The sequence below is a fragment of the Nonomuraea sp. NPDC050783 genome, from assembly GCF_040802095.1.
GTDB lineage: Bacteria > Actinomycetota > Actinomycetes > Streptosporangiales > Streptosporangiaceae > Nonomuraea.
This window is the reverse complement of sequence record NZ_JBFAHK010000005.1, coordinates 450871-476327: the sequence shown is the minus strand read 5'-3', so window position 1 is coordinate 476327 and position 25457 is coordinate 450871. Positions and strand designations below refer to the sequence as shown.

Annotated in this window: 17 protein-coding genes and 2 tRNA genes; 16 read left to right on the top strand and 3 right to left on the bottom strand. The window is 70.6% G+C overall.

Translation table 11 applies throughout. The features are described 5' to 3' along the window. Positions 1-169: 169 nt before the first annotated feature. A tRNA-Leu gene (locus AB0H75_RS16795) sits at positions 170-255 on the bottom strand. A 448-nt stretch (positions 256-703) separates the two neighbouring features. Between AB0H75_RS16795 and AB0H75_RS16790 the strand changes: the two genes are divergently transcribed. Together AB0H75_RS16790 and AB0H75_RS16785 are read left to right on the top strand one after the other, a co-directional pair. After that, positions 704-1339: a hypothetical protein gene (locus tag AB0H75_RS16790; RefSeq protein ID WP_367796877.1), complete on the top strand. Its 636-nt coding sequence runs from the start codon at positions 704-706 to the stop codon at positions 1337-1339. A 264-nt stretch (positions 1340-1603) separates the two neighbouring features. Next, positions 1604-3886 (top strand): chaplin family protein, encoded by a 2283-nt coding sequence (locus tag AB0H75_RS16785; protein ID WP_367796875.1) that lies wholly within the window; start codon positions 1604-1606, stop codon positions 3884-3886. 154 nt (positions 3887-4040) lie between these two features. Here AB0H75_RS16785 and AB0H75_RS16780 read toward each other — a convergent pair whose 3' ends face one another. Continuing rightward, the gene (locus tag AB0H75_RS16780) at positions 4041-4226 is read right to left on the bottom strand and encodes a DUF5703 family protein (RefSeq protein ID WP_020540893.1); all 186 of its coding nucleotides are present in this window, start codon (positions 4224-4226) and stop codon (positions 4041-4043) included. 189 nt (positions 4227-4415) lie between these two features. Here AB0H75_RS16780 and topA point away from each other — a divergent pair, with 189 nt between their 5' ends. The 13 genes from topA (at position 4416) to fxsT (ending at position 24153) form a co-directional block, all read left to right on the top strand. Then, positions 4416-7193: a type I DNA topoisomerase gene (topA, locus tag AB0H75_RS16775; RefSeq protein WP_367796873.1), complete on the top strand. Its 2778-nt coding sequence runs from the start codon at positions 4416-4418 to the stop codon at positions 7191-7193. Positions 7194-7207: 14 nt separating this feature from the next. Beyond that, on the top strand, positions 7208-8449 hold the full coding sequence (locus tag AB0H75_RS16770; protein ID WP_367796871.1) for a metallophosphoesterase: 1242 nt from the start codon (positions 7208-7210) through the stop codon (positions 8447-8449). Between the two features lie 84 nt (positions 8450-8533). Beyond that, positions 8534-9094: a helix-turn-helix transcriptional regulator gene (locus AB0H75_RS16765; RefSeq protein WP_367796869.1), complete on the top strand. Its 561-nt coding sequence runs from the start codon at positions 8534-8536 to the stop codon at positions 9092-9094. Positions 9095-9248: 154 nt separating this feature from the next. After that, a complete protein-coding gene (gene tmk, locus AB0H75_RS16760; protein WP_367796867.1) occupies positions 9249-11285 on the top strand; it encodes a dTMP kinase in 2037 nt (678 codons plus the stop codon). Positions 11286-11377: 92 nt separating this feature from the next. Beyond that, positions 11378-12550, top strand: coding sequence for a DNA polymerase III subunit delta' (locus AB0H75_RS16755; protein WP_367796865.1), 1173 nt, complete (start codon positions 11378-11380; stop codon positions 12548-12550). Between the two features lie 29 nt (positions 12551-12579). After that, the gene (locus tag AB0H75_RS16750) at positions 12580-13467 is read left to right on the top strand and encodes a permease-like cell division protein FtsX (protein WP_367796863.1); all 888 of its coding nucleotides are present in this window, start codon (positions 12580-12582) and stop codon (positions 13465-13467) included. A 75-nt stretch (positions 13468-13542) separates the two neighbouring features. Next, complete coding sequence (locus tag AB0H75_RS16745; protein WP_367796861.1) at positions 13543-14070, top strand: SigE family RNA polymerase sigma factor; 528 nt, start codon at positions 13543-13545, stop codon at positions 14068-14070. Then, positions 14067-15173 (top strand): permease-like cell division protein FtsX, encoded by a 1107-nt coding sequence (locus AB0H75_RS16740; RefSeq protein WP_367796859.1) that lies wholly within the window; start codon positions 14067-14069, stop codon positions 15171-15173. The genes AB0H75_RS16745 and AB0H75_RS16740 overlap by 4 nt, the downstream gene beginning before the upstream one ends. Positions 15174-15255: 82 nt before the next feature. Then, positions 15256-16092 (top strand): stage 0 sporulation family protein, encoded by an 837-nt coding sequence (locus AB0H75_RS16735; RefSeq protein ID WP_367797145.1) that lies wholly within the window; start codon positions 15256-15258, stop codon positions 16090-16092. Positions 16093-16467: 375 nt separating this feature from the next. Beyond that, on the top strand, positions 16468-16644 hold the full coding sequence (locus AB0H75_RS16730) for a hypothetical protein (protein ID WP_367796857.1): 177 nt from the start codon (positions 16468-16470) through the stop codon (positions 16642-16644). Between the two features lie 25 nt (positions 16645-16669). After that, positions 16670-18892 carry an FxsB family cyclophane-forming radical SAM/SPASM peptide maturase gene (locus AB0H75_RS16725; RefSeq protein ID WP_367796855.1) on the top strand — a complete coding sequence of 741 codons (2223 nt, stop codon included), beginning with the start codon at positions 16670-16672 and terminating at the stop codon, positions 18890-18892. 160 nt (positions 18893-19052) lie between these two features. Continuing rightward, positions 19053-20282 carry a TIR-like protein FxsC gene (locus AB0H75_RS16720; protein ID WP_367796853.1) on the top strand — a complete coding sequence of 410 codons (1230 nt, stop codon included), beginning with the start codon at positions 19053-19055 and terminating at the stop codon, positions 20280-20282. Beyond that, the gene (gene fxsT, locus AB0H75_RS16715) at positions 20263-24153 is read left to right on the top strand and encodes an FxSxx-COOH system tetratricopeptide repeat protein (protein WP_367796851.1); all 3891 of its coding nucleotides are present in this window, start codon (positions 20263-20265) and stop codon (positions 24151-24153) included. Before AB0H75_RS16720 ends, fxsT begins: the two co-directional genes overlap by 20 nt. A gap of 71 nt (positions 24154-24224) precedes the next feature. On the opposite strand, the gene AB0H75_RS16710 is transcribed toward fxsT, so the two are convergent. Further along, the gene (locus tag AB0H75_RS16710) at positions 24225-25109 is read right to left on the bottom strand and encodes an alpha/beta fold hydrolase (protein WP_367796849.1); all 885 of its coding nucleotides are present in this window, start codon (positions 25107-25109) and stop codon (positions 24225-24227) included. A 213-nt stretch (positions 25110-25322) separates the two neighbouring features. On the opposite strand from AB0H75_RS16710, the gene AB0H75_RS16705 reads away from it, so the two are divergent. Continuing rightward, positions 25323-25396: transfer RNA gene (locus AB0H75_RS16705), tRNA-Thr, on the top strand. The last annotated feature ends 61 nt before the right edge of the window (positions 25397-25457 follow it).

Here is a 25457-nt window from a genome sequence, read left to right as displayed (position 1 = left end):
GAGGCATCGGACACGACCGGCCCGCTCGGCCTCGGCATCCCGACGGAAGACCCTGCACCCACTGACTGGAACAGGCCCTGCAAGAGGCCGGAGTTCCTTTGGGATCCGGGCCCCTTGACTAACGCATCAAAGCGGGAGAAGCCGTAACTTCTCCCGCTTTGATGTGAAGTGTCCGAGGGGGGACTTGAACCCCCATGCCCATCACTGGGCACTAGCACCTCAAGCTAGCGCGTCTGCCTATTCCGCCACCCGGACTTGGTGCCTGCACGCGGGACCGTCATCCCGCGTCGGCTCAGTAAGGTTAGCAAACTCTGCGGAGTGCGTCATACCAAGAATCGGGCCAGTCTTCTGAGACTCTTCGGCAGGGCCGGATGGGGCGGGCTGGAACTCCTGATGGAGGTCCCGTGGGGCGGGGGCTGAGGGGTTGGGCGGGTTGGGTGGGGTGTGTCCCTTGGGGGCTTGGGGAATTCATGGGTCTCCGGTGAAAAGCTCTTGCGGATACCTTGAGTGCTGCTACGGTTACGGACCGTTGAGGGGTGAGTCCACGAACCGGCCTCACGACATGTGAGGCCGGTTCTGGAGTTCGGGAGGACACGTGACAGGCACGGTGGCGCAGCGGATGAGGGAGAAGTCCCTCGCTGCCCGCCGTGCGCGTGTCGCCGTCGTCCCGGGACGGAACGCGACCGGCGACCGGGGTGACCGGATGGCATGGTTCGCGGCCGGTGCCCGTCGGCTCGTCGTGCGCGCGGTCTCGGTCGGTGCCCTGGTGGCCGCCGGATGGCTGCTCGCTGTGCTGTTCGGCATGCTCACCGCCGCTCCGGCGGCCGCGGACACCACCGCGGCGGCGACGGGATCGAAGGCGGCGGCGGCAGGAGCCTCCGCGGGCCGCGACGCGGCAGCGGGGCAGGGTTCAGCCGGCTTGGGTTCAGCCGACCGGGGTTCAGCCGGTTGGGGTTCAGCCGAGCCGAGTTCAGCCGAGCCGGGTTCAGCCGAGCCGGGTTCGACGGAGCCGGGCTCCCAGCACCTTTCCGCCCTCGTGGGCTCCGGTGGCCTCGCGGCGTCCGACAACGCCGAGGCCATGGCCGGGCGCACGGTGGCCGGGCTCAACAGCCAGCAGGATCCTGGTCTGCCTTCACCCTCCACCGCCGGCACGATCCTGGACGGCACCAACGGCTTGGTGCCCAACGGCGGTGGCAGTGGCCCGTTCGGGGCCGCTGTGGGGGACGTCGCGAGGTCGCCTCTCGACCCGCGGCTGCAGGCACGGCGCGCTCCTCTCGCGTACGTGCTGCCCCCTGTCGTCCGCACGGCGGCGGACGACCCCTCTTTCTCCCCTGACTGATCCGCCCAGGATCGGCCGGTTCATCTCCCGGCCGTCCTTTTCGAGCGATCTCGTCACGGCCGGTCTTTCCAGAGCGACGACCGATGGCCGATGACCGGTGCATCGCGGCGGCGGAGCGTGGCCTGAGCCCCTCCGCCGACGGATGACACGTCAGTTCACCCGGTTCGCGAACCCGAGGCTCCGCTGTGCGTGACCCTCGTCACCCGGCCTCGGGACGTCCGCGACCCGTTCAGGTATCCCCCCAGAACCACTAGGAGCATTCTCATGCGTACGTGGGCCAAGGCATCGACTCCTGCCGCCCTTCTCGCGGTGGCGGTCATGTCGTTCGCCGGCAGCGGCACCGCCCTCGCCGACACCTCCGGCGACGCTTCGGTGTTCGGCGGCAACCAGGCCGATCTGCCCGTCTCCCTGCCGATCGACATCAGCGGCAACTCGGTCGCGGTGATCGGCTCGGCGGGCGCCACCTCGCAGGGCGGCGCGAGGGCGGTGAACGGCCGCGGCGGCGGTGTCCCCGGCACGACCTCGGGCAACGCCTCCGTCGGCGGCGGCAACCAGCTGGACGCCCCCATCAGCATCCCGATCAGCGCCTGCGGCAACGCCGTCTCGCTGATCGGCAGGTCCGAGGCCGGCTGCAAGGGCGGCGCGGCGGTCCGCAACCAGGGCGGGGGCGGCGCGGGCGGCCACCAGACCTCCGGTGACGCCAGTGTGCTCGGCGGCAACCAGGCCAACGCACCCATCGCCGCACCGCTGAACGCCTGCGGCAACGCGATCGCGATCTTCGGGGAGGCCGCCGCGGGCTGCAGGAGCGGCGCGGGCGTCTTCAACGCCGGCGGTGGCGCCGGCGCCGCCACCGGTGCGGGTGGCCACCACACCTCGGGTGACGCCTCCGCCCTCGGCGGCAACCAACTGGTGGCGCCGATCGCCGCGCCGGTCAACATCTGCGGGAACACGGTCGCCGTGATCGGCCGGGCCTTCTCCGGCTGCCAGAACGGCTCGTCCACGCACAACGGCGGGGGAGGCGGCGGCATGGGCAACTACCAGAACGGCCACCACACCGCCACGCCCGGGCCGTCCGGCAACGAAACCGACGGGCGGTTCGGCGCGGGCAGCGGCAACCAGGTCGTGGCACCGATCGCGGCTCCGGTCAACGTCTGCGGCAACGCCGTCGGCAACGCCACCGCGAGCTGCACGGGCGGGGCGTCGACCGGCTACTCCGCGGGCAGCGGCAGCCGTACGTTCGCCGCCCCTCCCGGCGCGGGCGGGCACCGTACCTCGGGCGACGCCTCCGTCCTGGGCGGTAACCAGGTCGTGGCGCCGGTCGCGGCTCCGGCCAACGTGTGCGGCAACGCGGTCGCGGTGATCGGGCACGCGTTCGCCGGCTGCCCGGGCGGCGCCACGGCCGCGTGGAAGGGTCAGAGCGCGGGCGGCAACCGGGCCTCGGGTGGGCACCGTACCTCGGGCGACGCCTCCGTCCTCGGTGGTAACCAGGTCGTGGCGCCGATCGCGGCTCCGGTCAACGCCTGCGGCAACGCGGCGGCACTGCTCGGCGCGGCCGTGGCCCGCTGCGGGGGCAAGGCGGGCGCCGTGACGCAGTACGGTCAGGGCGCGGGCGGCAACCGGGCCTCGGGCGGGCACCGTACCTCGGGCGACGCCTCCGTCCTGGGCGGTAACCAGGTCGTGGCGCCGGTCGCGGCTCCGGTCAACGCCTGCGGCGTCGCCGCCGCCGTGCTGGGCGACGCGGCGGCCGGTTGCCTCGGCGGGATGCACGCCGGGCGGCCGAAGGGGGCCAGCAGCGGGTCCGGCCGGTTCGCGCACGCGGCCGACAAGTTCAAGGCGGTCAACGGCGGCCTGACCGCGCTGCCGATGGTTCCGGCTCCCGGCGGGGCGCAGGGCGGCCTGCCCCCGGTGGACGGGCTGGCCGGTGCTCCCGCGCTGGGCGCCCTGCAGGGCGTTCCGGCCCTCGGCGCTCTCCAGGGGGTTCAGGGGGCGACCGGTGCCATGGGCGCTCCCGTCGCGGGCCAGGACGTCTCCGGCCTCACCGGGCAGCCGCAGAGGGGCTCCGGCGCCACGGCCTCGCTCCCGCTGGTCGAGGACGCCGCCGACATGTTCGGCCTGCCGCAGTTCCCCGAGCTGTCCGGCCTGCCCACCGAGCCGCAGGCCCCGGCGGCGCCCGCCGCGATCTCGGCCGGCAAGTCCGGCAAGTCCGGCAAGGCCGGTAAGTCGGCGATGGCCGGTCACGGCGACCGCCACGGCCGCGGCAACGCCGCTGTCCCCGGCAACGGCCGCGCCGTGGCCGGCCCCGTCCGCCCGTCCTCGCCGCTGAGCCCCGCGACCGACCTGGTGGGCTCCACCCCGGTCGGCGGCGCGGTGGGCTCGGCCGCCCACGGCCTGCCCGTCGGCGACGTCGGCCTGATGAGCGCCGCGCAGCCCACCGGCGTCACCGGGATGAACCCCGGCTCGCTGCTGGCCCTCGCGCTCGGCGCCGTGTTCGCCGCCTCGGCGACGCTGTTCGCCTCCGCCCGCCGGTTCCGGCTCGGCCGCAAGTAAGGCATCAGGTCAGACCGTAAGTAGAGCAATCGCAGGGATCTTCCACAGGACGGCTGCCGCTCACGCTCCGTGAGCGGCAGCAGGAGACGCTTTGCCCGTTCCGGGGGCGCGGCCCGGGGCGGGCGAAGCCATGTCCGCGACCGCCGCGCCGCGGTCAGAGGGTGCTGCGTACTCGGATGATCTTGCGGCGGAGCCGCACGTGGCGGCTGCCGTCAGGATGGACGCGGACGCGCGCGAGCTCCCACTGACCGTACTCTGCGTGTTCGGTCAGCAGTTGACGTGCTGCTTCGCGAGTGAGGTCGCGCGGAATGAAGATATCCATGTAGGAGTAGTCGAGCACAACGATTAGTCTCCAGGGTGAGTCAGGGCGCCATGCCGCTCGATGGGCCTTATTCTGCGTGCTTGTGGGTGGACCCGGAAGGCAGTGGGTAGCCCGGGGGAAGGAAATTTCCGCGAGTCGGGTTACCTTTCAGTCTGTGCCGACTCCCGGCAGGGGGATTTGCAAGCGAACAGTGAGGTAGGAAGCAGCGTGCCAGCCCAGAACGGCAGCACCGGCGGAACGCGCCTGGTGATCGTCGAGTCGCCGGCCAAGGCGAAGACGATCGAGAAATACCTCGGTGCTGGCTACACAGTCGAGTCCAGCATCGGACACATCCGCGACCTGCCGGAGAAGGCCGACGACATCCCCGAGAAGTTCAAGGGCGCGCCGTGGGCGCGGCTGGGGGTCAACGTCGAGCACGACTTCGAGCCTCTGTATGTCGTCAATCCTGACAAGAGGGCGCAGGTCAACAAGCTGCGCCAGCTCCTGAAGGACGCCGACGAACTCTACCTCGCCACCGACGAGGACCGCGAAGGCGAGGCCATCGCCTGGCACCTGCGCGAGGTGCTGAAGCCCAAGGTGCCGGTGCACCGCATGGTCTTCCACGAGATCACCCCGCAGGCCATCCGCGACGCGGTCGCCAACCCCCGCACCCTCAACCTGCGCCTCGTCGACGCCCAGGAGACCCGCCGCATCCTCGACCGGCTCTACGGCTACGAGGTCAGCCCCGTGCTGTGGAAGAAGGTCAAGCCGCGGCTGTCCGCCGGCCGGGTGCAGTCGGTGGCGACGCGGCTGGTGGTCGAGCGCGAGCGCGAGCGCATGGCGTTCACGCCCGCCCACTACTGGGACCTGCAGGCGCTGTTCGACACCGGCAGGGCCGAGGAGCGGCCGCGCGACTTCACCGCCACGCTGACCACCGTGGACGGCAGGCGGGTGGCGCAGGGCCGCGACTTCGCCAGCACCGGGCAGCTCAAGACCGCCGACGTGCTGCACCTGTCGGAGCAGGCGGCCGGCGAGCTGGCCGGGCGGCTGCGCGGGTCGTCGTTCGCGGTCAGGTCCGTCGAGCGCAAGCCCTACACGCGCAAGCCGTACGCGCCGTTCCGGACGACCACGCTGCAGCAGGAGGCCAGCAGGAAGCTGGGCTTCTCCGCCAAGTACACGATGCAGGTGGCGCAGCGGCTCTACGAAGAGGGCTTCATCACCTACATGCGTACCGACAGCATCACGCTGTCGGAGACGGCGATCGCGGCGGCGCGGGCGCAGGCCATCCGCCTGTACGGCGCCGAGTACGTCCCGGACAAGCCGCGCGTCTACAGCAGCAAGGTCAAGAACGCGCAGGAGGCCCACGAGGCCATCCGCCCGTCGGGCGAGGAGTTCCGCACGCCCGGCGAGACCGGCCTCAACGGCGACAGGTTCCGCCTGTACGAGCTGATCTGGCAGCGCACGGTGTCCTCGCAGATGAAGGACGCCGTCGGCGAGTCGATCACGGTCAAGGTGGCCGGGCGGTCGGCGGCCGGCGAGAGCGTCGAGTTCAGCGCGTCCGGCCGGACGATCACCTTCTACGGCTTCCTCAAGGCGTACGTCGAGGGCCACGACGACCCGTCGAGCGACCGCGACGACTCCGAGAAGCGCCTGCCCAACCTCGCCGAGGGCGACGCCCTGACCCTGGCCGGCCTCGACGTGGCCGCGCACTCCACCAAGCCGCCGGCCCGCTACACCGAGGCGTCGCTGGTCAAGGAGCTGGAGGATCGCGAGATCGGGCGCCCCTCGACGTACGCCTCGATCATCGGGACCATCCTCGACCGGGGCTACGTGTTCAAGAAGGGCACGGCGCTGGTGCCGTCGTTCCTGGCGTTCGCCGTGGTCAACCTGCTGGAGCAGCACTTCGGCAACCTCGTCGACTACGACTTCACCGCCGACATGGAGAAGGTGCTCGACGACATCGCCAACGACCGGGCCGAGCGGGTGCCGGAGCTGCAGCGCTTCTACTACGGCGGCGACGGCGACGAGGGCCTGAAGGAGATGGTCACCGACCTCGGCGACATCGACGCCAAGGAGATCAGCTCGTTCCCGGTGAAGGGCACGGACATCGTGCTGCGGGTCGGGCGGTACGGGCCCTACCTGGACAGGAACGGCGCCCGGGTCAACGTGCCCGAGGACATGACGCCCGACGAACTGACCGCCGACAAGGCCGAGGAGCTGTTCTCGCGGCCGACCGGCGACCGCGAGCTGGGGCGCGACCCGGTGAGCGGGCACGTCATCGTGGCCAAGGACGGGCGTTACGGGCCGTACGTGACCGAGATCCTGCCCGAGCCGGCCGAGGACCCCGAGGCGCCGAAGCGGCGCACGCGGAAGGCCGACGCGGCCAAGCCGCGGACGAGCTCGCTGTTCAAGACGATGTCCCTTGACACGATCACGCTGGACGACGCGCTCAAGCTCCTGTCGATCCCCCGGCTCGTGGGCGAGCTGGAGGGCGAGGAGGTCGTGGCGCACAACGGGAAGTTCGGCCCCTACCTGAAGAAGGGCGCCGACTCGCGTTCGCTGGCCTCCGAGGAGGAGCTGCTGACCGTCACCATCGAGCAGGCCAAGGAGCTGTTCGCGCAGCCGAAGCAGCGCGGGCGGCGGGCCGCGGCGGCGGCGCCGCTGCGCGAGCTGGGCAACGACCCCAACTCCAAGAAGCCGGTGGTGGTGAAGGAGGGGCGGTTCGGGCCGTACGTGACCGACGGCGAGACCAACGCGTCCCTGCGCAAGGGCGACACGGTCGAGGACATCACCATCGAGCGGGCGGCCGAGCTGCTGGCCGAGCGGCGGGAGCGGGCGCCCGCGCCGAAGAAGGCCACGACGCGCAAGGCGCCGGCGAAGAAGACCACGGCGGCGGCGGCGACGAAGACGACGGCGACGAAGACGGTGACGAAGACGGTGACGAAGAGCACGGCGGCGAAGAAGGCTACGGCCGCGACGGCGAAGAAGCCGGCGGCCAAATCGTAAGTAGCATCATCCGTGTGATTGTCCTGGTCTTCGTCGGCTTGATCCTGCTGGCGCACTATTACCTGTGGCACCGGCTGGTGCGCTCGACCACGTCCCCCGGACGGCTGCGCAAGGCGCTGACCTGGGGCGTGGTGGCGCTGATGCTGCTGGTCGTGGCCACGTTCGTCAGCACGCGGATGGACGTCGGGACCTGGCTGGCCTGGCCCGGCTACCTGTGGCTGGCGCTGCTGTTCTACCTGTTCGTGTTCCTCGCGGTGCTGGAGATCCCGCGTGCCGTGGCCGCGGTGCTCCTGCGCCGGGCCGGGCGGCGGGCGAGCCCCGCGCCGGAGCCGGTCGCGGTCCTGGCGGGCACGCCGGCCCCGGACGACGTCCTGGCGGGTGCCCCGGACGCCGCCCAGGAGCCGGTGCCGCCGCCCGCCGCCATGAGCAGGCGGTTGTTCCTGGGGCGCACCACCGCGGCCGTCGCGGGCGTGGGCGCGCTGGCCACGGTCGGGTACGGCGTGTCGAGCGCCCTCGGCGACCCGGTGATCGAGCCGGTCAGGATCACGCTGCCGAAGCTGGACCCGCGGCTGAGCGGGCTGCGGTTCGCCGTGGTGAGCGACATCCACCTGGGCCCGCTCACCGGCCGTTCCCACACCGAGCGCATCGTACGCATGATCAACGGGCTGCGGGCCGACGTGGTCGCGATCGTCGGCGACCTGGTGGACGGGTCGGTGGCCCGGCTCGGCCCGCTGGCGCAGCCGCTGAAGGACCTGGAGTCCCGGTACGGGGCCTACTTCGTGACCGGCAACCACGAGTACTTCGCGCCCGGCGGCTTCGCGGAGTGGATCGACGAGCTGGACGAGCTGGGCGTGCGCTCGCTGCGCAACGAGCGGGTGGAGATCGCGCACCAGGGGGCCGTGCTCGACCTGGCGGGGGTCAACGACCTCAACGGCGCGCCGCAGGGCGACGGCCCGGACTTCGCCAAGGCCCTCGGCGGGCGGACGCCCGGCCGGTCCACGGTGCTGCTGGCGCACCAGCCGGTGCAGGTGTCCGAGGCCGCCCGCCACGGCGTGGACCTGCAACTGTCCGGGCACACGCACGGCGGGCAGATCGTGCCGTTCAACCTGGTGGTGGGGTTGCAGCAGCCGGTGGTGTCGGGGCTGGCCACGGTGGACGGGGTGCGGGTCTACACGACCAGGGGCGCGGGCTTCTGGGGGCCGCCGGTGCGGGTGGGCGCGCCGCCGGAGATCACGATGCTGGAGCTGCGCGCCTGATCCCGGCCTGACGTAAGGTAATGGAGTGGTCACGGGGCGCCATCATGCCGTAGTATCCGCATGGATACTCAAGGTGAGGTGAGCATGGGGTCTTCGCCGATGGAGGGCGCGCTGGCGGCCGGCGTCGCGGCCTGGGCCGAGCGCGGCGGGCTGCTGTTCCGGCAGGCCAGGCACGCGGCGAGCATGAACCAGAAGGCCCTGGCCGGCATGAGCGGCACGTCCAGGACGACGCTGTCGGCCTACGAGCACGGCAGGAAGTCGCCCACGCTGGAGACCGCGGGGCGCATCCTCGACGCGGCCGGGTTCCGGCTGGCGCTGGAGCCGAAGGTGGAGTTCGTCACCCGGGCGACGGGCGACGGGCGCTCCTTCCACGTCCCCAGCCGGTTGAGCCGGCTGCCGGTCGCCGCGGCGCTCGGCGTGGCCCGGCTGCGCGGGCGGGCGTACGACCTGGCCGACCGGGGGGAGCGGCGGGCGGCGTACACGCTGTTGTTGTGCGAGGGCGCGCCCGAGGAGGTGCGTGAGCACGTGGACGGCGTCCTGCTGGCCGAGCTGTGGCCCGAGCTGGACCTGCCACCCGATATCCGCGCGGAGTGGTCGCCATTGGTAGAAGAAGCTCTACACGGGGCCGGAGTTATCAATTGCTGATGTTTTCGGGAGCCTATTCGGGGTGTGTAACCTGCGCGCCGGGCCACGGAGGTAATACTCTCGGCCACGGACCGCCGGGAATATCCGGCTCGTCTCTTGTCCGATCGCTTCTGGCCGACAGCCGGATACGCCGACACCTGGATACGCTGAAAAGATGACTGCCCCCGGCCGACGCCGCCCCGCTCACGTGCTGGCCAACGCGCCGTTCCGACGGCTCTGGACGGCCATGTCGGTGTGCAGTCTGGGTGACTGGCTCAACATCCTCGCGCTGACCGCCCTGGCCGCCAACCTCACCCAGGGCGACGACTACCGCGTTCAGTCGCTGGCCGTCGGCGGCGTCTTCGTCGCCAAGATGTTGCCGGCCGTGCTGCTCGGGCCGCTCGCGGGCGTGTTCGCCGACCGGTTCGACCGGCGGCTGACGATGTTCGTGGCCGACCTGGCCCGTTTCGCGGTGGTGCTGTCGATCCCGCTGGTCGGCAGCTACCAGTGGGTCATCGTCGCCACCGTCCTCGTCGAGTGCGTCAACCTCTTCTGGGTGCCGGCCAAGGACGCCACCGTCCCCAACCTGGTGCCCAAAGACCAGCTGGAGGCCGCCAACCGGCTCAACCTGCTGGTCACCTACGGCAGCGCGCCGGTCGCGGCCATGCTGTTCGCGGCGCTGTCCGTGGTGGGCGACGTGGCGGCCGGGCTCGTGCCGTCCCTGTCCGGGCCGGGGCTCGCGCTGGTCGTCAACGCCTGCGCCTACCTGGTGTCGGCGTTCCTGATCCTCACGTTGCGCGGCCTCCCCGAGCGGGACGGGACGATCTCCACGCCCTCGGTGCTCAAGCAGGTCGTCGAGGGCTGGCGGTTCGTGGGCGGCAACCGGCTGGTGCGCGGGCTGATCATCGGCATGCTGGGGGCGTTCGCCGCCGGCGGGGCCGTGGTGGGCGTGGCCAAGATCTACGTGGGCACGCTGGGCGGCGGCGACGCCGCGTACGGCGTGGTGTTCGCGGCGGTCTTCGTCGGCATGGCGCTGGGCATGTTCTTCGGGCTGCGGCTGCTGCGCGAGCTGTCGCGGCGCCGGCTGTTCGGGCTGGCCATCACGGTCGCCGGGCTGGTGCTGGTGGCGATCGCGCTGGTGCACAACCTCGTCATCGTGGTCATGCTGACCGTGCTGCTCGGCGGCTGCGCGGGCATCGCCTGGATCATCGGCTACACCCTCATCGGGCTGGAGGTCGAGGACGGCCTGCGCGGCCGGACGTTCGCGTTCCTGCAGTCCACGGCGCGGGTGACGCTGCTGCTCGTGGTGGCCGTGGCCAGCCCGCTGGCGGCGCTGTTCGGCGAGCACGAGGCGCGGCTGGGCACGTTCGGCTACCGCTTCGACGGCACCAACCTCGTGCTGGTGGTCGGCGGGGCGCTCGCCATGACCGTCGGCCTGCTCGCGCTGCGGCACATGGACGACCGCAAGGGCGTCTCGCTGGCGGCCGACCTCATCGCGGCGGTGCGCGGCGAGCGGTTCGCGTCCGGGGCGGCCGAGCACGTGCCCGGGCTGTTCGTGGCGTTCGAGGGCGGGGAGGGGTCGGGCAAGACCACCCAGGCCAGGACCCTCGCGATCTGGCTGCGCGACCAGGGCTACGACGTGGTGCAGACCCGCGAGCCGGGCTCGACCAAGGTCGGCATGCGGCTGCGCGCCATCCTGCTCGACGCGGCCGAGAAGGGGCTGTCGGCGCGGGCCGAGGCGCTGCTGTACGCCGCCGACCGGGCCGAGCATGTGGAGAAGGTGATCCGCCCGGCCCTCTACCGCGGCTCGCTGGTGATCACCGACCGCTACGTCGACTCGTCCCTGGCCTACCAGGGCGCGGGGCGGGCGCTCGCCCCCGAGGACGTGTCCAAGATCAACGCCTGGGCCACCGGCGGGCTGGTGCCGCACCTGACCGTGCTCATCGACACGCCGCCCGAGGTGGGGCTGACCCGGCTGGGCGGCGCGGCCGACCGGATCGAGGCCGAGCCGCTGGAGTTCCACGAGCGGGTGCGCCAGGAGTTCCGCGCGCTGGCCGCCGCGGCGCCCGAGCGCTACCTGGTGGTCGACGGCACGCTGCCGATGGACGAGATCACCCGCCAGGTCCAGGACCGCGTCCACGACCTCCTGCCCGACCCGGTGCCCCGGGAGTCCGAGGACATCACCGGCACGATGCCGGCCATCCGCGACTGAGCCGTGGCCGGCGGGACGGCCTCGCGCTCCCGCCCCCGCCGTCCCGGCGGTTGGTGTCCCTCGTGCGCGGGAGCGTGACTACCCTTACACCCGTGACCGTCTTCGATGACCTCGTGGGGCAGGACCAGGCCGTCGCGGTGCTGTCGCGGGCCGCGGCCGCGGCCGGGGAGGTCGTCGCGGGCGGGCGCGGCGCGGGCATGACGCACGCCTGGCTGTTCACCGGCCCGCCCGGCGCGGGGCGCGAGCAGGCCGCCCGCGCCTTCGCCGCCGCGCTGATGTGCCCCGACGGCGGCTGCGGCCACTGCGACCACTGCCACCAGGTGCTCATCGGCTCCCATCCCGACCTGGAGTCCGTCCGCCCCGAGGGGCTGTCCTACAGCGTCAAGCAGACCCGCGAGCTGATCCTGCGCGCGGCCGGTGCGCCGACGCAGGGCCGGTGGCGGGTCATCCTGTTCGAGGACGCCGACCGGGCCACGGAGTCCGCCGCGAACGCCCTGCTCAAGGCCATCGAGGAGCCGCCGCCACGGACGGTGTGGCTGCTCTGCGCCCCCGCCCCCGACGACCTGATGATCACCATTCGGTCGCGGTGCCGCCAGGTGACCTTGACGACCCCCGGCACGGAGGCCGTCGCCCGGATGCTGGCCTCGCGGGACGGGGTGCCGTGGGAGACGGCCACGTTCGCCGCGCGGGCCGCCCAGGGGCACATCAGCCGGGCGCGGGCGCTGGCCCTGGACGCCGCCGCCCGGCAGCGCCGCGAGGCCGTGCTGGGCATCCCCCGCTCGCTCACCGGGGTGGGCGAGTGCGTGTCCGCCGCCGAGCGCCTGGTGAAGACCGCCGAGGAGGAGGCCGCCGCCGCCACGGCCGCGCTCAACGAGAGCGAGACCGCCGAGCTGCGCAAGATCTACGGCGAGGGCTCCACGGGCAAGGGACTCAACCGCGGCTTGGTGCGCGGCGGCGCGGGAGCGCTGAAGGAGCTGGAGGACCGGCAGAAGTCCCGCGCCACCAGGATCAAGCGCGACTCCCTGGACGCGGCGCTGCTGGAGCTGGTGTCGTTCTACCGGGACGTGCTGGCCATGCAGTTCGGGGCGAGCGTTGAGCTGGCCAACGACGACCTCCGCTTCGACCTGGACCAGCTCGCGAAGAAATCCTCGCCCGAGGAGACACTGCGCCGGATCGATGCGATCATGCAGTGCCGGGAACGGCTCGCGGCGAACGTCAACCCGCAGATCGCGGTCGAGGCGATGATGCTGGCGCTGCGCGGCTGACCACAGGGCCGGGACGGAGGGCGGATTTCGTGCGTTCATGGTTACGAGGCGGACTGGCGGCCGTCCTGGCCGCGGTCGTGGCGGCGTCGGCCGCGCCGGCGGTGGCCGGGGCACCGGCCGATGACGAGGGGGAGATCCGCGTCTTCCTGTGCACCTCGTCCATGGAGGGCTGTCACAAGCGGGCGGCGACCGGCCGGCAGAAGAAGGCGTTGCGGGCGTTCCTGGAAGGGCTGCCGGAGCTGGAGGAGGTGCGGTTCGTGGACCGCGCCCGGATGTACGCGGACTTCCGGAACGAGTTCGCCACCGTCGGCTCCTTGATGGAGCAGGTCAGGGAGAAGGACCTGCCCGAGGCGTTCGTGTTGCGGGTCGAGGCGGGCGTGGACCGGAAGCGCCTGACCGAGAGCCTCTGGGGGCGGCCAGGGGTGGGCCGCGCCTTCGACGTGAGCGAGCTCAGACGCGATCCGTCGATCCTGGTCGGCGAGTGGGACATGAACATCAACCTCTGCACCAAGGACTCGCAGGCCCACGAGTGCAGGTCCGGTAGGGGCAGGGCGAACAAGAAGGCGGTGACCGCCCGGGAGAAGAAGGCGATCGTGGCGGCGATCGACGGCAGCCCCGAGGTCCTGTCGTACGCTTTCGAGGACCAGAAGACGGCCTGGCGTGCCTTCAAGGAGGCGTTCGCCGACAACAAGGCGCTGCTCAGCGCCACCAGGGTGTCGGACATGCCGATGTCGTACCGGCTGCGGGTGCGGCCGGAGGCGGATTCGGGAACGCTGATGACCCGGTTCACGCGCCTGCCGGGCGTCAGCACGGTCGACAGCCTGAGATGCCTGCAGGTGACCTTCACGCTGGGCATGGAGTACGGGCTGGACGCCGAGGGCCTGGACGACGGGGCGTGCGGCTCGGCCGGGGCCTGAGCATCGCCTCCCCGGGGGATCGCCTGTAGCCGGGTGACGCGAGCAGCAGGAGAGCCCGCCGGGCGTCTCTGATACGTGGAAGTCGAACTACTCACCCAACAGGAGGCCCTGGCGCGACAGCGGGTCGACATGGCGTCGATCTTCGCCGAGCACCACGTGGGCCTCGTCCGGCTGGCCTTCATCATGGTCGGCGACCGGGCGACCGCCGAGGACGTCGTCCAGGAGGCGTTCGCCCGTACCCATGCCGGCCGGGGACGGCTGCGCGACGCCGGCAAGGCGCTGGCGTACGTGCGCTCGGCCGTGCTCAACGGCTGCCGGTCGGTGCTGCGGCGGCGGGCGGCGGTGTTCCGGCGGGCGGTGCCGTACGAGCCGCCCGCCGGGTCGGCGGAGAGCGCCGCGCTGGTCGGCGAGGAACGCCGTGAGGTCCTGCTCGCCCTGCGCGGGCTGCCCCGCAGGCAGCGCGAGGCGCTGACCCTGCGCTACTACTTCGACCTCGCCGACGACGAGATCGCCGCGACCATGGGGATCGGCGTGAGCACGGTGAGGTCCACGATCGCGCGGGGGCTGGCCGCCCTCGCCCGGGCACTCGGGGAGGACGCATGAACAGTCCGGTGGAGGAACGGCTGCGGGCGGCCCTGGCGGAGGCGGGCGCCACGATCGACCCCGACACGCTGCGGCCGCTGCGCGCACCGGCTCGCGGGCGCGCACGGATGAACGTCCGGCTGGTGGCGGCGGGGGCGGTCGCGGTGCTCGCGGCCGCGACGGCGGTCGTGGGGCTGGGAACCGGGCTGGGCGGCACCGCCGGCCAGGACCACGTCGCGGCGATCGCTCCCGAGCTGGCCGAGCCCGGCAAGGCCGACATGACCGTCTTCATGTGCTCGGCGAGTGCCATGGCGATCCCGGAACCCCGGTGCCAGGGGCGCGAGGCCACTGCCGAGGAGGTACGTGAGGCCGAGCGGGTGGTGGCGGGGCTGCCGGAGGTCCAGGCGTCGTACACGGTGGACCGGCGGCTCGCCTACGACGGCTTCCGCGCCCAGTACGTCGGCAACCGGGCCATCCTCGACCTGGTCAAGGTCACCGACCTGCCGGTGGCGATCCGGCTGACCGTGCGCGAGGAGCGGGACCGCAGGAAGGTGGAGAAGGCGTTCCGCTCGGTGCCCGGGGTCATGGCGGTCGTCGACAACACCGCCTCCGAGCGCGAGGCGGCGGCTGCGCGGGAGCCGGAGACGCGGCTCAACGTGTTCCTGTGCGGGAAGGAGGCGATCACGGCTTCCTGCGGCGCCGAGAGCAAGCCGGGAGGGGACGCGCCGGGCGGTGTCACCATCACCAAACCGGGCAAGGCGGTGACGATTGCCCAGAAGAAGGCCATCGAGGAGCTGATCAAGGGCATGCCCGGGGTCCAGTCGTTCACGTTCGAGGACCAGCGGGCGGCGTACGAGAACTTCCGCCGCCAGTTCGCCTCGAACAAGAGGCTGCTGGACGCGACCAAGGTCACGGACATGCCGGAGTCGTTCAGGGTCGTGCTCAAGCCGGAGGCCGACTGGACCCGGGTGGTGGCCGCGCTGCGCGGCCAGCCCGGCGTGAGCAGCGTCTTCCACCTCCCCTGCTCCACCGCCGGCCTGCTCGTCATGTACCGCTACGGCCTGAACCTGCCGGACGGCACGATGTGCGGCCAGGGCGGGAACAACCTTCCCGCCACCCCCTGACCTCCACCGCGCCGGTCCACGTAGTGTGGCAGGGGAAGCCGCAAGGACCCAGGTGTCAGGAGGCGAGCTCGAGCCCATGGGAATGATCATGGCCGTGAGCTTCACCCGTTACGGGAGGCTCTACTACCTCGACCCCGGCGAGCACAGCCCGAAAGTGGGCGACAAGGTGCTCGTACCGACCGATTCTGGCCCCGAGGTGGCGGAGTGCGTCTGGGCCCCCCAATACACCAGCGAGGACATCGACGGCCTGCCGGTCTGCGCCGGGATCGCGGGTGAGGAGCACCTCACCCGCGACGAGACCAACAAACGCCGCAGGGCCGAGGCGAGAAGCGTGTCCAAGCGCCTGATCAAGCGGCACGGCCTGCCGATGAAGGTGGTCGGCATCGACTACCTCGACCAGGACAACGTCTACACGGTCTACTTCTCGGCCCCGCACCGGGTGGACTTCCGCGCGCTCGTCCGCGACCTGGCCCGCAACCTGCGGGCCAGGGTCGAGCTGCGCCAGATCGGCCCCCGCGACGAGGCCCGCCTCCAGGGCGGCATCGGCCCCTGTGGCCGTGACCTGTGCTGCGCCACCTTCCTGAAGGACTTCGAGCCGGTCTCGGTCCGCATGGCCAAGGACCAGGACCTGCCGGTCAACCCGCTGCGCATCGCCGGCGCCTGTGGCCGCCTGATGTGCTGCCTGAAGTACGAGCACCCGCTCTACCAGGAGTTCCGCGCCTCGGCCCCGCGCGTCGGCACGAGCGTGGAGACCCCGCAGGGCGCCGGCACCGTGGTGGGCCACAACGTGCCCTCCGACTCGGTGGTGGTCCGGCTCAACGACGGGGGCCGCCGGTGCTCCTGCTCGAAGGCCAGCGTGTGCGCGCCGCGGAAGGCGTACGACTCGGCGTACGGGGAGCCTGACGGGAAGCCGTCCTAGCGCGGCCCCTGTCGCGGGGGGAGTTAACCCTCAGCCGCCACCATTCCGCGCTCAAACGGCTGCGATCGAGCCATGAGGGCGAAAAGGCCCATGCCGCAAAGCGCACGGCGGAAAACGTTGGAAAAGAACGGTGTTTTCCCACGTCAGCATCGGGTCAGGAGATGCCTGATGTAGCTGAGACTCAGAAGTCGTTACGGTAGCATAAAAGTTCCTGGCGGCAAGCGGTCCCGCTTGACATAATGAGGGGCTTCATGGCACGGCTTCTTGCCATGGATCTCTTGGTCCTCGCACGTGCTGCGGAGATTCGCCTCCCTCATGTGCACGCGTCCACCTGTCTTGCGGTTGCCCGAGCATGCTTTGCGGAGGAAAGGCCATATGTTCACGGTTGAAGGCGAGGAGCTGATCTCCCAGGTCAGGGATCTTCGCGAAGTGTCTTTTGTGAATATGGAACAGGAGGAGGGGAGGGTGATGGCGGAGGTTTTGCGGAGATTTGTGCCGGATGTCTCTGAAGTTCCTCCCGTTCCCGTTGCGGCTTTCGGTAACTTCATCTAGCCGCGGACAGGGATGGCTGAGTGAGGTGATCACTCCGTTCCAGCAGTTCGTCATCAAGGTTCAGAGCCGGTGCGACCTCTCCTGTGACCATTGCTACGTCTATGAGCACGCGGATCAGAGCTGGCGCGACCGCCCCTTGGCCATATCCCTCCAGACCGTCGGCCGGACGGCTGAGCGCATAGCCGAGCACGTCGAGCGCCACGGGGTGAAGGACGTCCACGTGGTGCTGCACGGCGGTGAGCCGTTGCTCGCCGGTGCCGACCGGCTGGCGGGCGTGGCCGACGAGCTGCGACGGGTGCTCGACTCCGCCTGCCGCCTGCACCTGCATGTCCAGACCAACGGAGTGCGGCTCGACGAGCGCTTCTGCGAGGTCTTCGCGGAGAAGAGGATCTCCGTGGGGATCTCCCTGGACGGCTACCGGGCGGCCAACGACCGGCACCGGCGGTTCGCGTCGGGCAGGAGCAGCTACGAGCAGGTGATCCGGGCCGTGGGGCTGCTGCGCGACCGGCCGGAGATCTACGGCGGGCTGCTGTGCACGGTCGACGTGGCCAACGATCCGGTGCGGGTCTACGAGGCGCTGCGCGAGCTCGAACCACCCCGCATCGACTTCCTGCTCCCTTACGCCACCTGGGACGCGCCTCCGCCCCGCCCGTCGCCCACGGCCTACGCCGACTGGCTGCTCGCGGTTCACGAGCGGTGGGACGCCGGCGGGCGGCCCATGTCCATACGGCTGTTCGAGTCCATCGCGAGCACGATCAAGGGCGGGCCGAGCCTGTCCGAGGCGATCGGGCTGGAGCCGAGCTCGATGGTGGTCATCGACGCCGACGGCTCGTACGAGATGGTCGACTCGCTCAAAGTGACCTACGACGGGGCTCCGGCGACCGGTTGCACCGTCTTCGGCCATGCTCTCGACGAGGTGGCCGAGCACCCGAAGATGCTGGCCCAGCGGCGGGGCGTGGGCGGCCTCTCCCCGACCTGCCGGGCCTGCCCGGTGGTGCGGGTCTGCGGGGGCGGGCTCTACACGCATCGGTACAGACGCGGTGATTTCGATAACCCCAGCGTCTACTGCGCGGACCTCTTCAAGCTGATCACGCACATCCGGGACACGACGCGATCGTCCACCCACGCGATGTCCTCCGCCGGGCTGGACTCCCTGGCCCAGGGGTACGGCGGGGCACGGGAGATCCAGCAGCTGGCCGACGGCCAGCGCAGCGTGCGGCGCGCGCTGATCGCCGCGCTGCGCCCGCGGGCCACGCCGGAGACGTGGAACGTCTTCACGCGGCTGGACGCCGGCCACCGCGACGCGCTGGACACCGTGCTCGCCCACCCCTATGTCAGATCCTGGGCGGTGGATTGCCTGCAAAGCGGTGGCTCCAGCTCGGCACGGTACCTGGCGAACATCGCGGTCGCCGCGATGATGCGTGCCGGACGGGACGTGACGCTGGAGGTGGCGGTCACCGACGGCGTGGCGTATCTGCCGACGATGGGCGCGGTACGCCGGCTCGACGGCGAGAGCGCCACCCTCACGGTGAGCGCGCGGCGGATCACGGCGGACGGCAGGACGCGCCTCCTGGAGCCGGTCCGGAGGCTCTCGTCCGGAGACTTCTCGGTCGTGCTCGAAGACGCCGATCCGCACCGCGACAGCCACCAGTGGCGGGCGGCCCCGGCACTGGACGACACCGCCGCCAAGGCGTGGCAGGTCTCCTTCGAGCAGGCGTGGCGGCTCATCGAACGGGAGTATCCCCAGTACGCCGACGGCCTGCGCGCCGGCCTGAGCACGCTCACCCCGCTGGCGCGGGCACCCGCGGGCCAGGACGTCAGCTCGACCGCCAGGCACGCGTTCGGCGCGGTCGCGGCGGCGCTGCCCGACGGCCCCGAGACGCTCGCCCTGCTCATCATGCACGAGTTCCAGCACGTCAAGCTGGGGGCGGTGTTCGACCTCTTCGACCTGTACGACCGCTCGGACACGCGGCTCTACCACGCGCCCTGGCGGCGGGACCCCCGGCCGCTCGAAGGTCTGCTGCAGGGCACGTACGCGCACATCGCGGTGACGGAATTCTGGCGGACGAGGCGTTCCACGGCCGGGAGCGCCGCCGCGCGGGAGAAGGCGCGGGCCGAGTTCGCGCGCTGGCGCGACCATACGTGGGACGCCACGCACACGCTCCTGGATTCGAAAGCGCTCACGGTCCTGGGTGAGCGATTCGTGGGCCGGATGAGAGAGACGATCTCTTCTTGGATGGCCGACTGATGATCGACGAATGATCGCTTATTGATCGCCGAATGAGGTAATCGGCCGGATCCGCCGTCGCTCAATACGACTTATCCGGCGAGCCGAAACCGGTGCCGCTGTGGCGGTTCAGACGGGTTCGCTTACTCGGCGCTTCCTCCGACATGTCCGGATGTATAGTGTGGCATCCGGAGGGGAGGGGGTCGATGCCGGAATGTCGGCTTCCGGGGGGATCGGGCAGGCGCCGTATTTCTTTCTGAGCTATGCGCATAATCCCGCAGGGGGGCTGAACGGGGATCGCGATGATCCGAACAAAAGCGTCTACAAATTCTTCGGCGACCTGTGTCGCAATCTGGTGGAGATAACCAACCTGCGCAATTACGCGGAGGCCGGTTTCATCGACCGCGAGCTGCGGCCGGGTGACCGCTGGCCACGCCAGGTCTCCAGCGCCCTGGCGAGCTGCCGGGTGTTCGTCCCGCTCTTCTGCCGCCGCTACTTCGAGAGCGAGCACTGCGGCAAGGAATGGACGGCGATCCAGATGCGGCTGGCGGCCCACATGTCCGAGCCGCCGCCGGTGATCGTGCCGGTCGAATGGTATCCGGTCGAGATGGACCGGCTGCCGGAGTGCGTCAGGGACATTCAGCTGCGCCAGGAGGGCCTGTGGCCGAGACAGCGCAGCACCGGCATGCTGGGCCTGGTCAAGTTCGCCAATCAGTCCACCTACAAGAGAGTGGTCTTCACCCTCGCCCAGCGCATCGCGCAGATCGCCGAGTCGACGCCGCTGCAGGTCCTGTCGGATCACCCTGACTACACCGCGCTCGCCGATTCCTTCGCCGACTCCCGGGTGCCGAAGAGAATAAAGGTCGCGGTCGTCGCCCTGCACGGCGACAACCTTCCCGAGAAGCGCACGGGCTACTACTACGGGAAGACGCCCAGGGAATGGGATCCCTACCGCAGCGAGAACGACTACCGGCCGGTCGTCTGGCGGGTCAACGAGATGGTCCGGGGCCAGGGGTTCACGACCGAGATGAGCGACCTCGACGCCCTGGAGGGCTCCGAATCGTTGCACATGGTGGTGGCGGACCCGTGGGCCACGGCCCGCGACGACACCCGGGACGAGCTGCACAGGGCCCTCCGCACGGGCACGCGCTGGTTCCCGGTCGTGGTGCCGTGGAACCACCTGGACGTCCAGACCAGTGAAGCGGCCTCCGACCTGCGGCGCTCCTTGGAGCAGACCGCCACGAGCGTGCGCAACGTCGACTCGCTCGACGACCTGCGCGACCACATGCCGAAGCTGGTCGCCGTGGCGGCCGAACGCTACCTGCAAACGGCCCCGGTGCTCTCGCCGCCGGGCCCTGTCATCAAACGACCTCGAATGATGGAGCCAGGTGATGGTGAACGACCAGGGTAAAGGCCAGATCATCACCTTCTACTCGTACAAGGGCGGCACCGGCCGCACGATGGCGCTGGCGAACGTCGCCTGGATCCTGGCGAGCAACGGCCGGCGCGTGCTCGCCATGGACTGGGACCTCGAATCACCGGGGTTGCACCGTTTCTTCCGCCCCTTCCTGGACGACAGCGTGATGACCGAGGCCACCGGCATCATCGACATCGTCAACGAGTACCGGTGGGCGGCGGTGCGGACGGACCGCGAGCCGCCGGCCGACCGGCATCTGAAATACGCCAGGGTCGAGCCGCGCGCGGTGCCCCTGGAGTGGACCTTCCCGAGGAACGGCGGGCTCGACTTCGTCTCGGCGGGCCAGCAGAACCGCGACTACGCGGCGTTGATCTCCACGTTCGACTGGGACAACTTCTACGACCGCTTCGACGGCGGGCGCTTCCTGGACGCCCTGCGGGACAACATCAAGAGCGCCTACGACTACTGCCTGATCGACAGCAGGACCGGGCTGAGCGACATCGCCGACATCTGCACCATCCAGATGCCGGACGTCCTCGTCGACTGCTTCACCATGAGCGACCAGGGTATCGACGGCGCGGCCAAGGTCGCCCGGTCGATCTGCGATCGCCACAGCACCCGCGAGATCAGGATCCTGCCGGTGCCCATGCGGGTGGACGACGGCGAGAAGAAGAAGGCGGACGCCGGCCGGAGCTACGCCCGCGCACGTTTCGACGGCATACCGAAGGGCCTGCCGCCGGACGAGCGCGACCATTACTGGGCGTCGCTGGAGGTGCCGTACAAGCGGTTCTACGCGTTCGAGGAGACGCTGGCGACCTTCGGTGACCCGCCGGGCCATCCGGGGTCCATCCTGGCCGCGTACGAGCGGCTGACCGGTGCCATCACCGAGGGCGCGGTGACCTCGCTGCCCACGATGGAGGAGACCGTGCGGCTGCGCTGGCTGGAGTCGTTCACCCGCAAGGAAATGGTCCTGCGCCAGGAGATCCTGCTCAGCTACGCGCCGGAGGACCGCATGTGGGCCGACTGGATCACGACGATCCTCCGGCTCGCGAACTTCCACGTCAACCCGCAACCGGTCGCGGCGCTGGGCGAGGGCGGCCTGCGTGCCGTGGAGGCCCCGCACATCGCGATCGTGTTGTCGGCCGCGTACCTGCAGGACTTCCACCCCGAGCAATGGACCGAGGACCTGAGCGCCATTCCCGGCCTGACGGTGCTGCGCGTGTCCGGTGACCTGAAGCTCGTGCCGCCGTTCATCGATTTCCCGACCGTGGACCTGATGCGGCTCGGCGGCCCCGTGCAGGCGATGGAGGCCATACTCCGGTCGGTCGGCAAGCCCGGGCACGTCATGGACGCGATGGTGCTGGAGGGCGTCCGGTTCCCCGGGGGCACGCCGAAGGTGTGGAACGTCCCGCCGCGCAACGCCTCGTTCACCGGCAGGAACAAGGAGCTGGAGAACCTGCGCGACCAGCTCGTCAGCAGCAGCCAGGCCGTGCTGCCCCAGGCGCTGTACGGGCTGGGCGGTGTCGGCAAGACGCAGCTCGCCCTGGAGTACGCCTACCGCTTCCAGGCGGACTACAACCTCATCTGGTGGGTCTCGGCCAGAGCGGACCTGATCAATCCGGCGCTGGCCGAGCTGGCGAGACGGCTGCACCTGCCCATCGGCGACAGCGTGGTGGAGGCGGCCGAGGCGGCGCTGGAGGCGCTGCGCCGCGGGGACCCGTACAACCGGTGGCTGTTGATCTTCGACAACGCCGACAAGCCCGAGGCGCTGCGCAGCTACCTGCCCAGCGGCCCCGGCCACATCATCGTCACCTCCCGCAACGCGAACTGGTCCAGCGTCGCCACCCAGATGGAAGTCGTCGTGTTCAGCCGCGAGGAGAGCCAGGAGCACCTGCTGCGCCGCGTGCCGCGGCTCAACCCGATGGACGCGCTGCAGGTCGCCGACGAGCTCGGCAACCTCCCGCTCGCGATCGAGCAGGCGGCCGCGTGGCTGAGCGAGACCGGGCAGTCGGTGGCCAGTTACGTGGAAGAGCTGCACCGCCAGGCGTCCCAGGTGCTGTCGGCCAACCAGCCCGACGGCTATCCCAGCACCGTCGCCGCCACCTGGAACGCCTCGCTGAACCAGCTCAAGCAGCGCTCCCCGGCCGCCGAGCGCCTGTTGCAGCTGTGCGCCTTCTTCTCGCCCGAGCCCATCTCGCTGTCGCTGCTCTACAGCGACGAGACCATGGAGGTGCTGCTGCCGTTCGACGAGTCGCTGCGGGGGGAGAAACTCGTCCTCGGCAGGGTGATCAGGGAGATCAGCCGGTTCGCGCTGGCCAGGATCGACCAGGGCAGCAACACCCTTCAGGTGCACCGGCTCGTCCAGAAGGTGATCCGGGCGCACATGACCCCGGAGGAGCGCGACACCGTCTCGCACGAGGTGCACCGCATCCTGGTCGGCGCGCGGCCACGGCAGGGCGAGGTGGACGATCCGGAGCACTGGGAACGGTACGACCTCATCTGGCCGCACCTGCTGCCGTCGGGCGCGGAGACCTGCGGCGAGGAGGAGGTGCGGCAACTCCTCACCGAACGGGTGCGTTACTGGTACAAACGCGGCGAGTACCACAGCGCCCTGGAGCTGGGCCGGCGGCTGGCCGACTTCTGGGAGCGCGAGTTCGGCCAGATGGAGCGGCAGCGGCTGCACCTGCTGACGAACATCGCCAACGTCCGGCGCTCGCTCGGCCAGCTCCAGGAGGCGTACGAGCTGGACCAGTGGGTTCTGGTGCAACAACGCGGGCTCCTCGGCGAGAACCACCCGCACACGCTGATGACCGCGGGCGGACTCGCCGCCGACCTGCGCGCCCTGGGCAGGTACGACGAGGGCCTGACGCACGAGAAGAGGGTGTACGAGAGCTGGAAGGAGATGTACGGGGACGACCATCCCCGCACCCTTCGCGCCGCGAACAACCTGGCCGTCTCCTACCGGCTCGTCGGCGACTGGCGCAACGCCAAGGACTTCGACGACGACATCTACCGGCGGATGATCCACGTGCTCGGCCCGCTCCATCCCTCGACCCTGCTCTCCGCGCAGAACCTCGGCCGCAGCATGCGCGAGGCGGGCGACCTGGCATTCTCCATCGACCTGCTGCGGCAGGCGCTCCAGCACTACGTCGATCTGAAGTTCGAGGACTATCCGGAGGCGCTGCGCGCCATGAAGAGCCTGGCGGTGTCCTTACGCCGGGCCGGTAAGCACGAGGAGGCCCTCCTGCTCGCCAGGAACGTCTTCGAGCGGTACGAGCGGCTGTATCCGTCGGACCCGGAGGGCAAGGCGGTGGGCCTGGAGTTCGCCTGCTGCAAGTGGGCGATGAACGACCTCATCGGCGCCAAGGACATGACCTTCGACGTGCTGGCCTGGTACGAGGAACTGCTCGACCGCAAGCATCCGTACGCGTCGGCCGCGGCGAACAACCTCTCGATCTACCTGCGCGCCCTCGGGGACGTGAACGAAGCCCTGAACCTGAGCGAGCGGGCCTTCATCGGCATGTGCGACGCGCTGGGCCGCGACCATCCGTTCACGCTCTCGTGCTCCATCAACCTGGCCAACTGTCACGCCGACGTGGGCGACCTGGCCGGCGCTGAACGGATCGAGAGGGAGGCGCTGCCCAGACTGGCCGCGACGCTGGGATCGCACCATCCGGACACGCTCGCCTGCCAGGCGAACCTGACCATCACCGTGCGCGCGTTGGGTCACGAATCGGAGGCGGAGGCGGCGCGTGAGGAGACGCTCATGTCGGTGAGCGCCAAGCTGGGCGACGATCATCCCTGTACGAAGGCACTGCGCGCGTGGGAGCGGGTCAGCCGCGACGTCGAGCCCCAGACAGCCTGACGGGCGGCGGGCGGCGGGCGGCGGGCCGGGGGGCGTGGGTTTCGGGCGGCGGGTGCCGGGCCGCCCCGCCGTCAGTGCGCCCGGTCCGGCAGCCCGCGCATGAGCCAGGGCAGGATCTTCGGAAAGATGTTCATGGCATCCAGATGCGCCACGTCGTGCTGGATGCGAAGAATGGCGTGCGGGATGCGTCTTCCCAGCCAGCGCGAGTGGTCGACCGGGGTGAAGACGTCGTTCTCGCCGTGCCAGACGAGCGTGGGCATGCTGATGACGGCCGGGTCGAAGCCCCAGTCCGAGTTGAAGGCGAGGACGTCGTCCACCCATCCGTCGGCGGAGCGGCGCAGGGCCTCGGCGAGGTTGCGCACCATGAGCCAGCGCAGGCCGTGGTCGGAGATGGTCCGGGTGTCCGACGCGCCGCCCTCCTCCGCCAGGGACAACACCTTGCCGAGCGGGTCGGCCCGGATCTCCTCGGCCAGCGTGGCCAACCGCGAGGCGCTGAGGTGCGCGCCGGCCCGCGCCGCCAGGTGCTCCAGCACGTTCGAGGCGGTCATGCCGGCGAACCAGTCCAGCCCTTCGGCGCTGTGCGGCGCCAGGCTGACCAGCGCCGCGACCCGCGTGACCCGCGACGGCAGCAACGCCGCGCACGCGAGCGCGTGGGGAGCGCCACCCGAGCGCCCGGCCACCGCGAACCGCGACACGCCCAGATCGTCCGCGATCGCCGCCACATCGACGGCCACGTCCGCGACCGTCCTGCCCGGCAGCCGATCGGACAACCCGTAGCCGGGCCGGTCGAACGTGATGAGCCTGACCCCCAGCCGATACAGCACCTGAGCCCGCGGGGAGGGCCCGATCCGGCTGCCGGGGGTGCCGTGCAGCAGGAAAACGGAGGTGCCGTCAGGCTTGCCCCGATCCTCGACCGCGATCCTTCTGCCGTCCGGCGCGACCACGATACGGGTCACGAGACCTCCGTATGGATGTGCGAGAAGCTCACCGTACGGCCTTGAAGCGGGCCCCACCGCGACGATGAGGACCTCCGGCCACCTCAGGCGGGTTCTCTCACGGTACTCCTGCCGGGCGTGTCGGTGAATAGCCGCCTGAACGGGCACAGGGGTGCAGGAGTGGAGCGAGGACCCGGCCGCCTCCTGTAGACTCTTTCACGCTGCACGGCACCTGCCGCCTTAGCTCAGTCGGCCAGAGCACTTCACTCGTAATGAAGGGGTCTGGGGTTCGAATCCCCAAGGCGGCTCCCAGATCAGAGCCCGTTTCTCCGGATCGGAGAGGCGGGCTCGACTCGTTTCGGGACAATA

What these genes read in the sequence shown, in the direction of transcription:
- AB0H75_RS16790 (WP_367796877.1), top strand. Translation starts at nt 704, where the DNA reads ATGGCATGGTTCGCGGCCGGTGCCCGTCGGCTCGTCGTGCGCGCGGTC.
- AB0H75_RS16785 (WP_367796875.1), top strand. Translation starts at nt 1,604, where the DNA reads ATGCGTACGTGGGCCAAGGCATCGACTCCTGCCGCCCTTCTCGCGGTG.
- AB0H75_RS16765 (WP_367796869.1), top strand. Translation starts at nt 8,534, where the DNA reads ATGGGGTCTTCGCCGATGGAGGGCGCGCTGGCGGCCGGCGTCGCGGCC.
- tmk (WP_367796867.1), top strand. Translation starts at nt 9,249, where the DNA reads ATGACTGCCCCCGGCCGACGCCGCCCCGCTCACGTGCTGGCCAACGCG.
- AB0H75_RS16740 (WP_367796859.1), top strand. Translation starts at nt 14,067, where the DNA reads ATGAACAGTCCGGTGGAGGAACGGCTGCGGGCGGCCCTGGCGGAGGCG.
- AB0H75_RS16735 (WP_367797145.1), top strand. Translation starts at nt 15,256, where the DNA reads ATGATCATGGCCGTGAGCTTCACCCGTTACGGGAGGCTCTACTACCTC.
- AB0H75_RS16730 (WP_367796857.1), top strand. Translation starts at nt 16,468, where the DNA reads ATGTTCACGGTTGAAGGCGAGGAGCTGATCTCCCAGGTCAGGGATCTT.
- fxsT (WP_367796851.1), top strand. Translation starts at nt 20,263, where the DNA reads ATGGTGAACGACCAGGGTAAAGGCCAGATCATCACCTTCTACTCGTAC.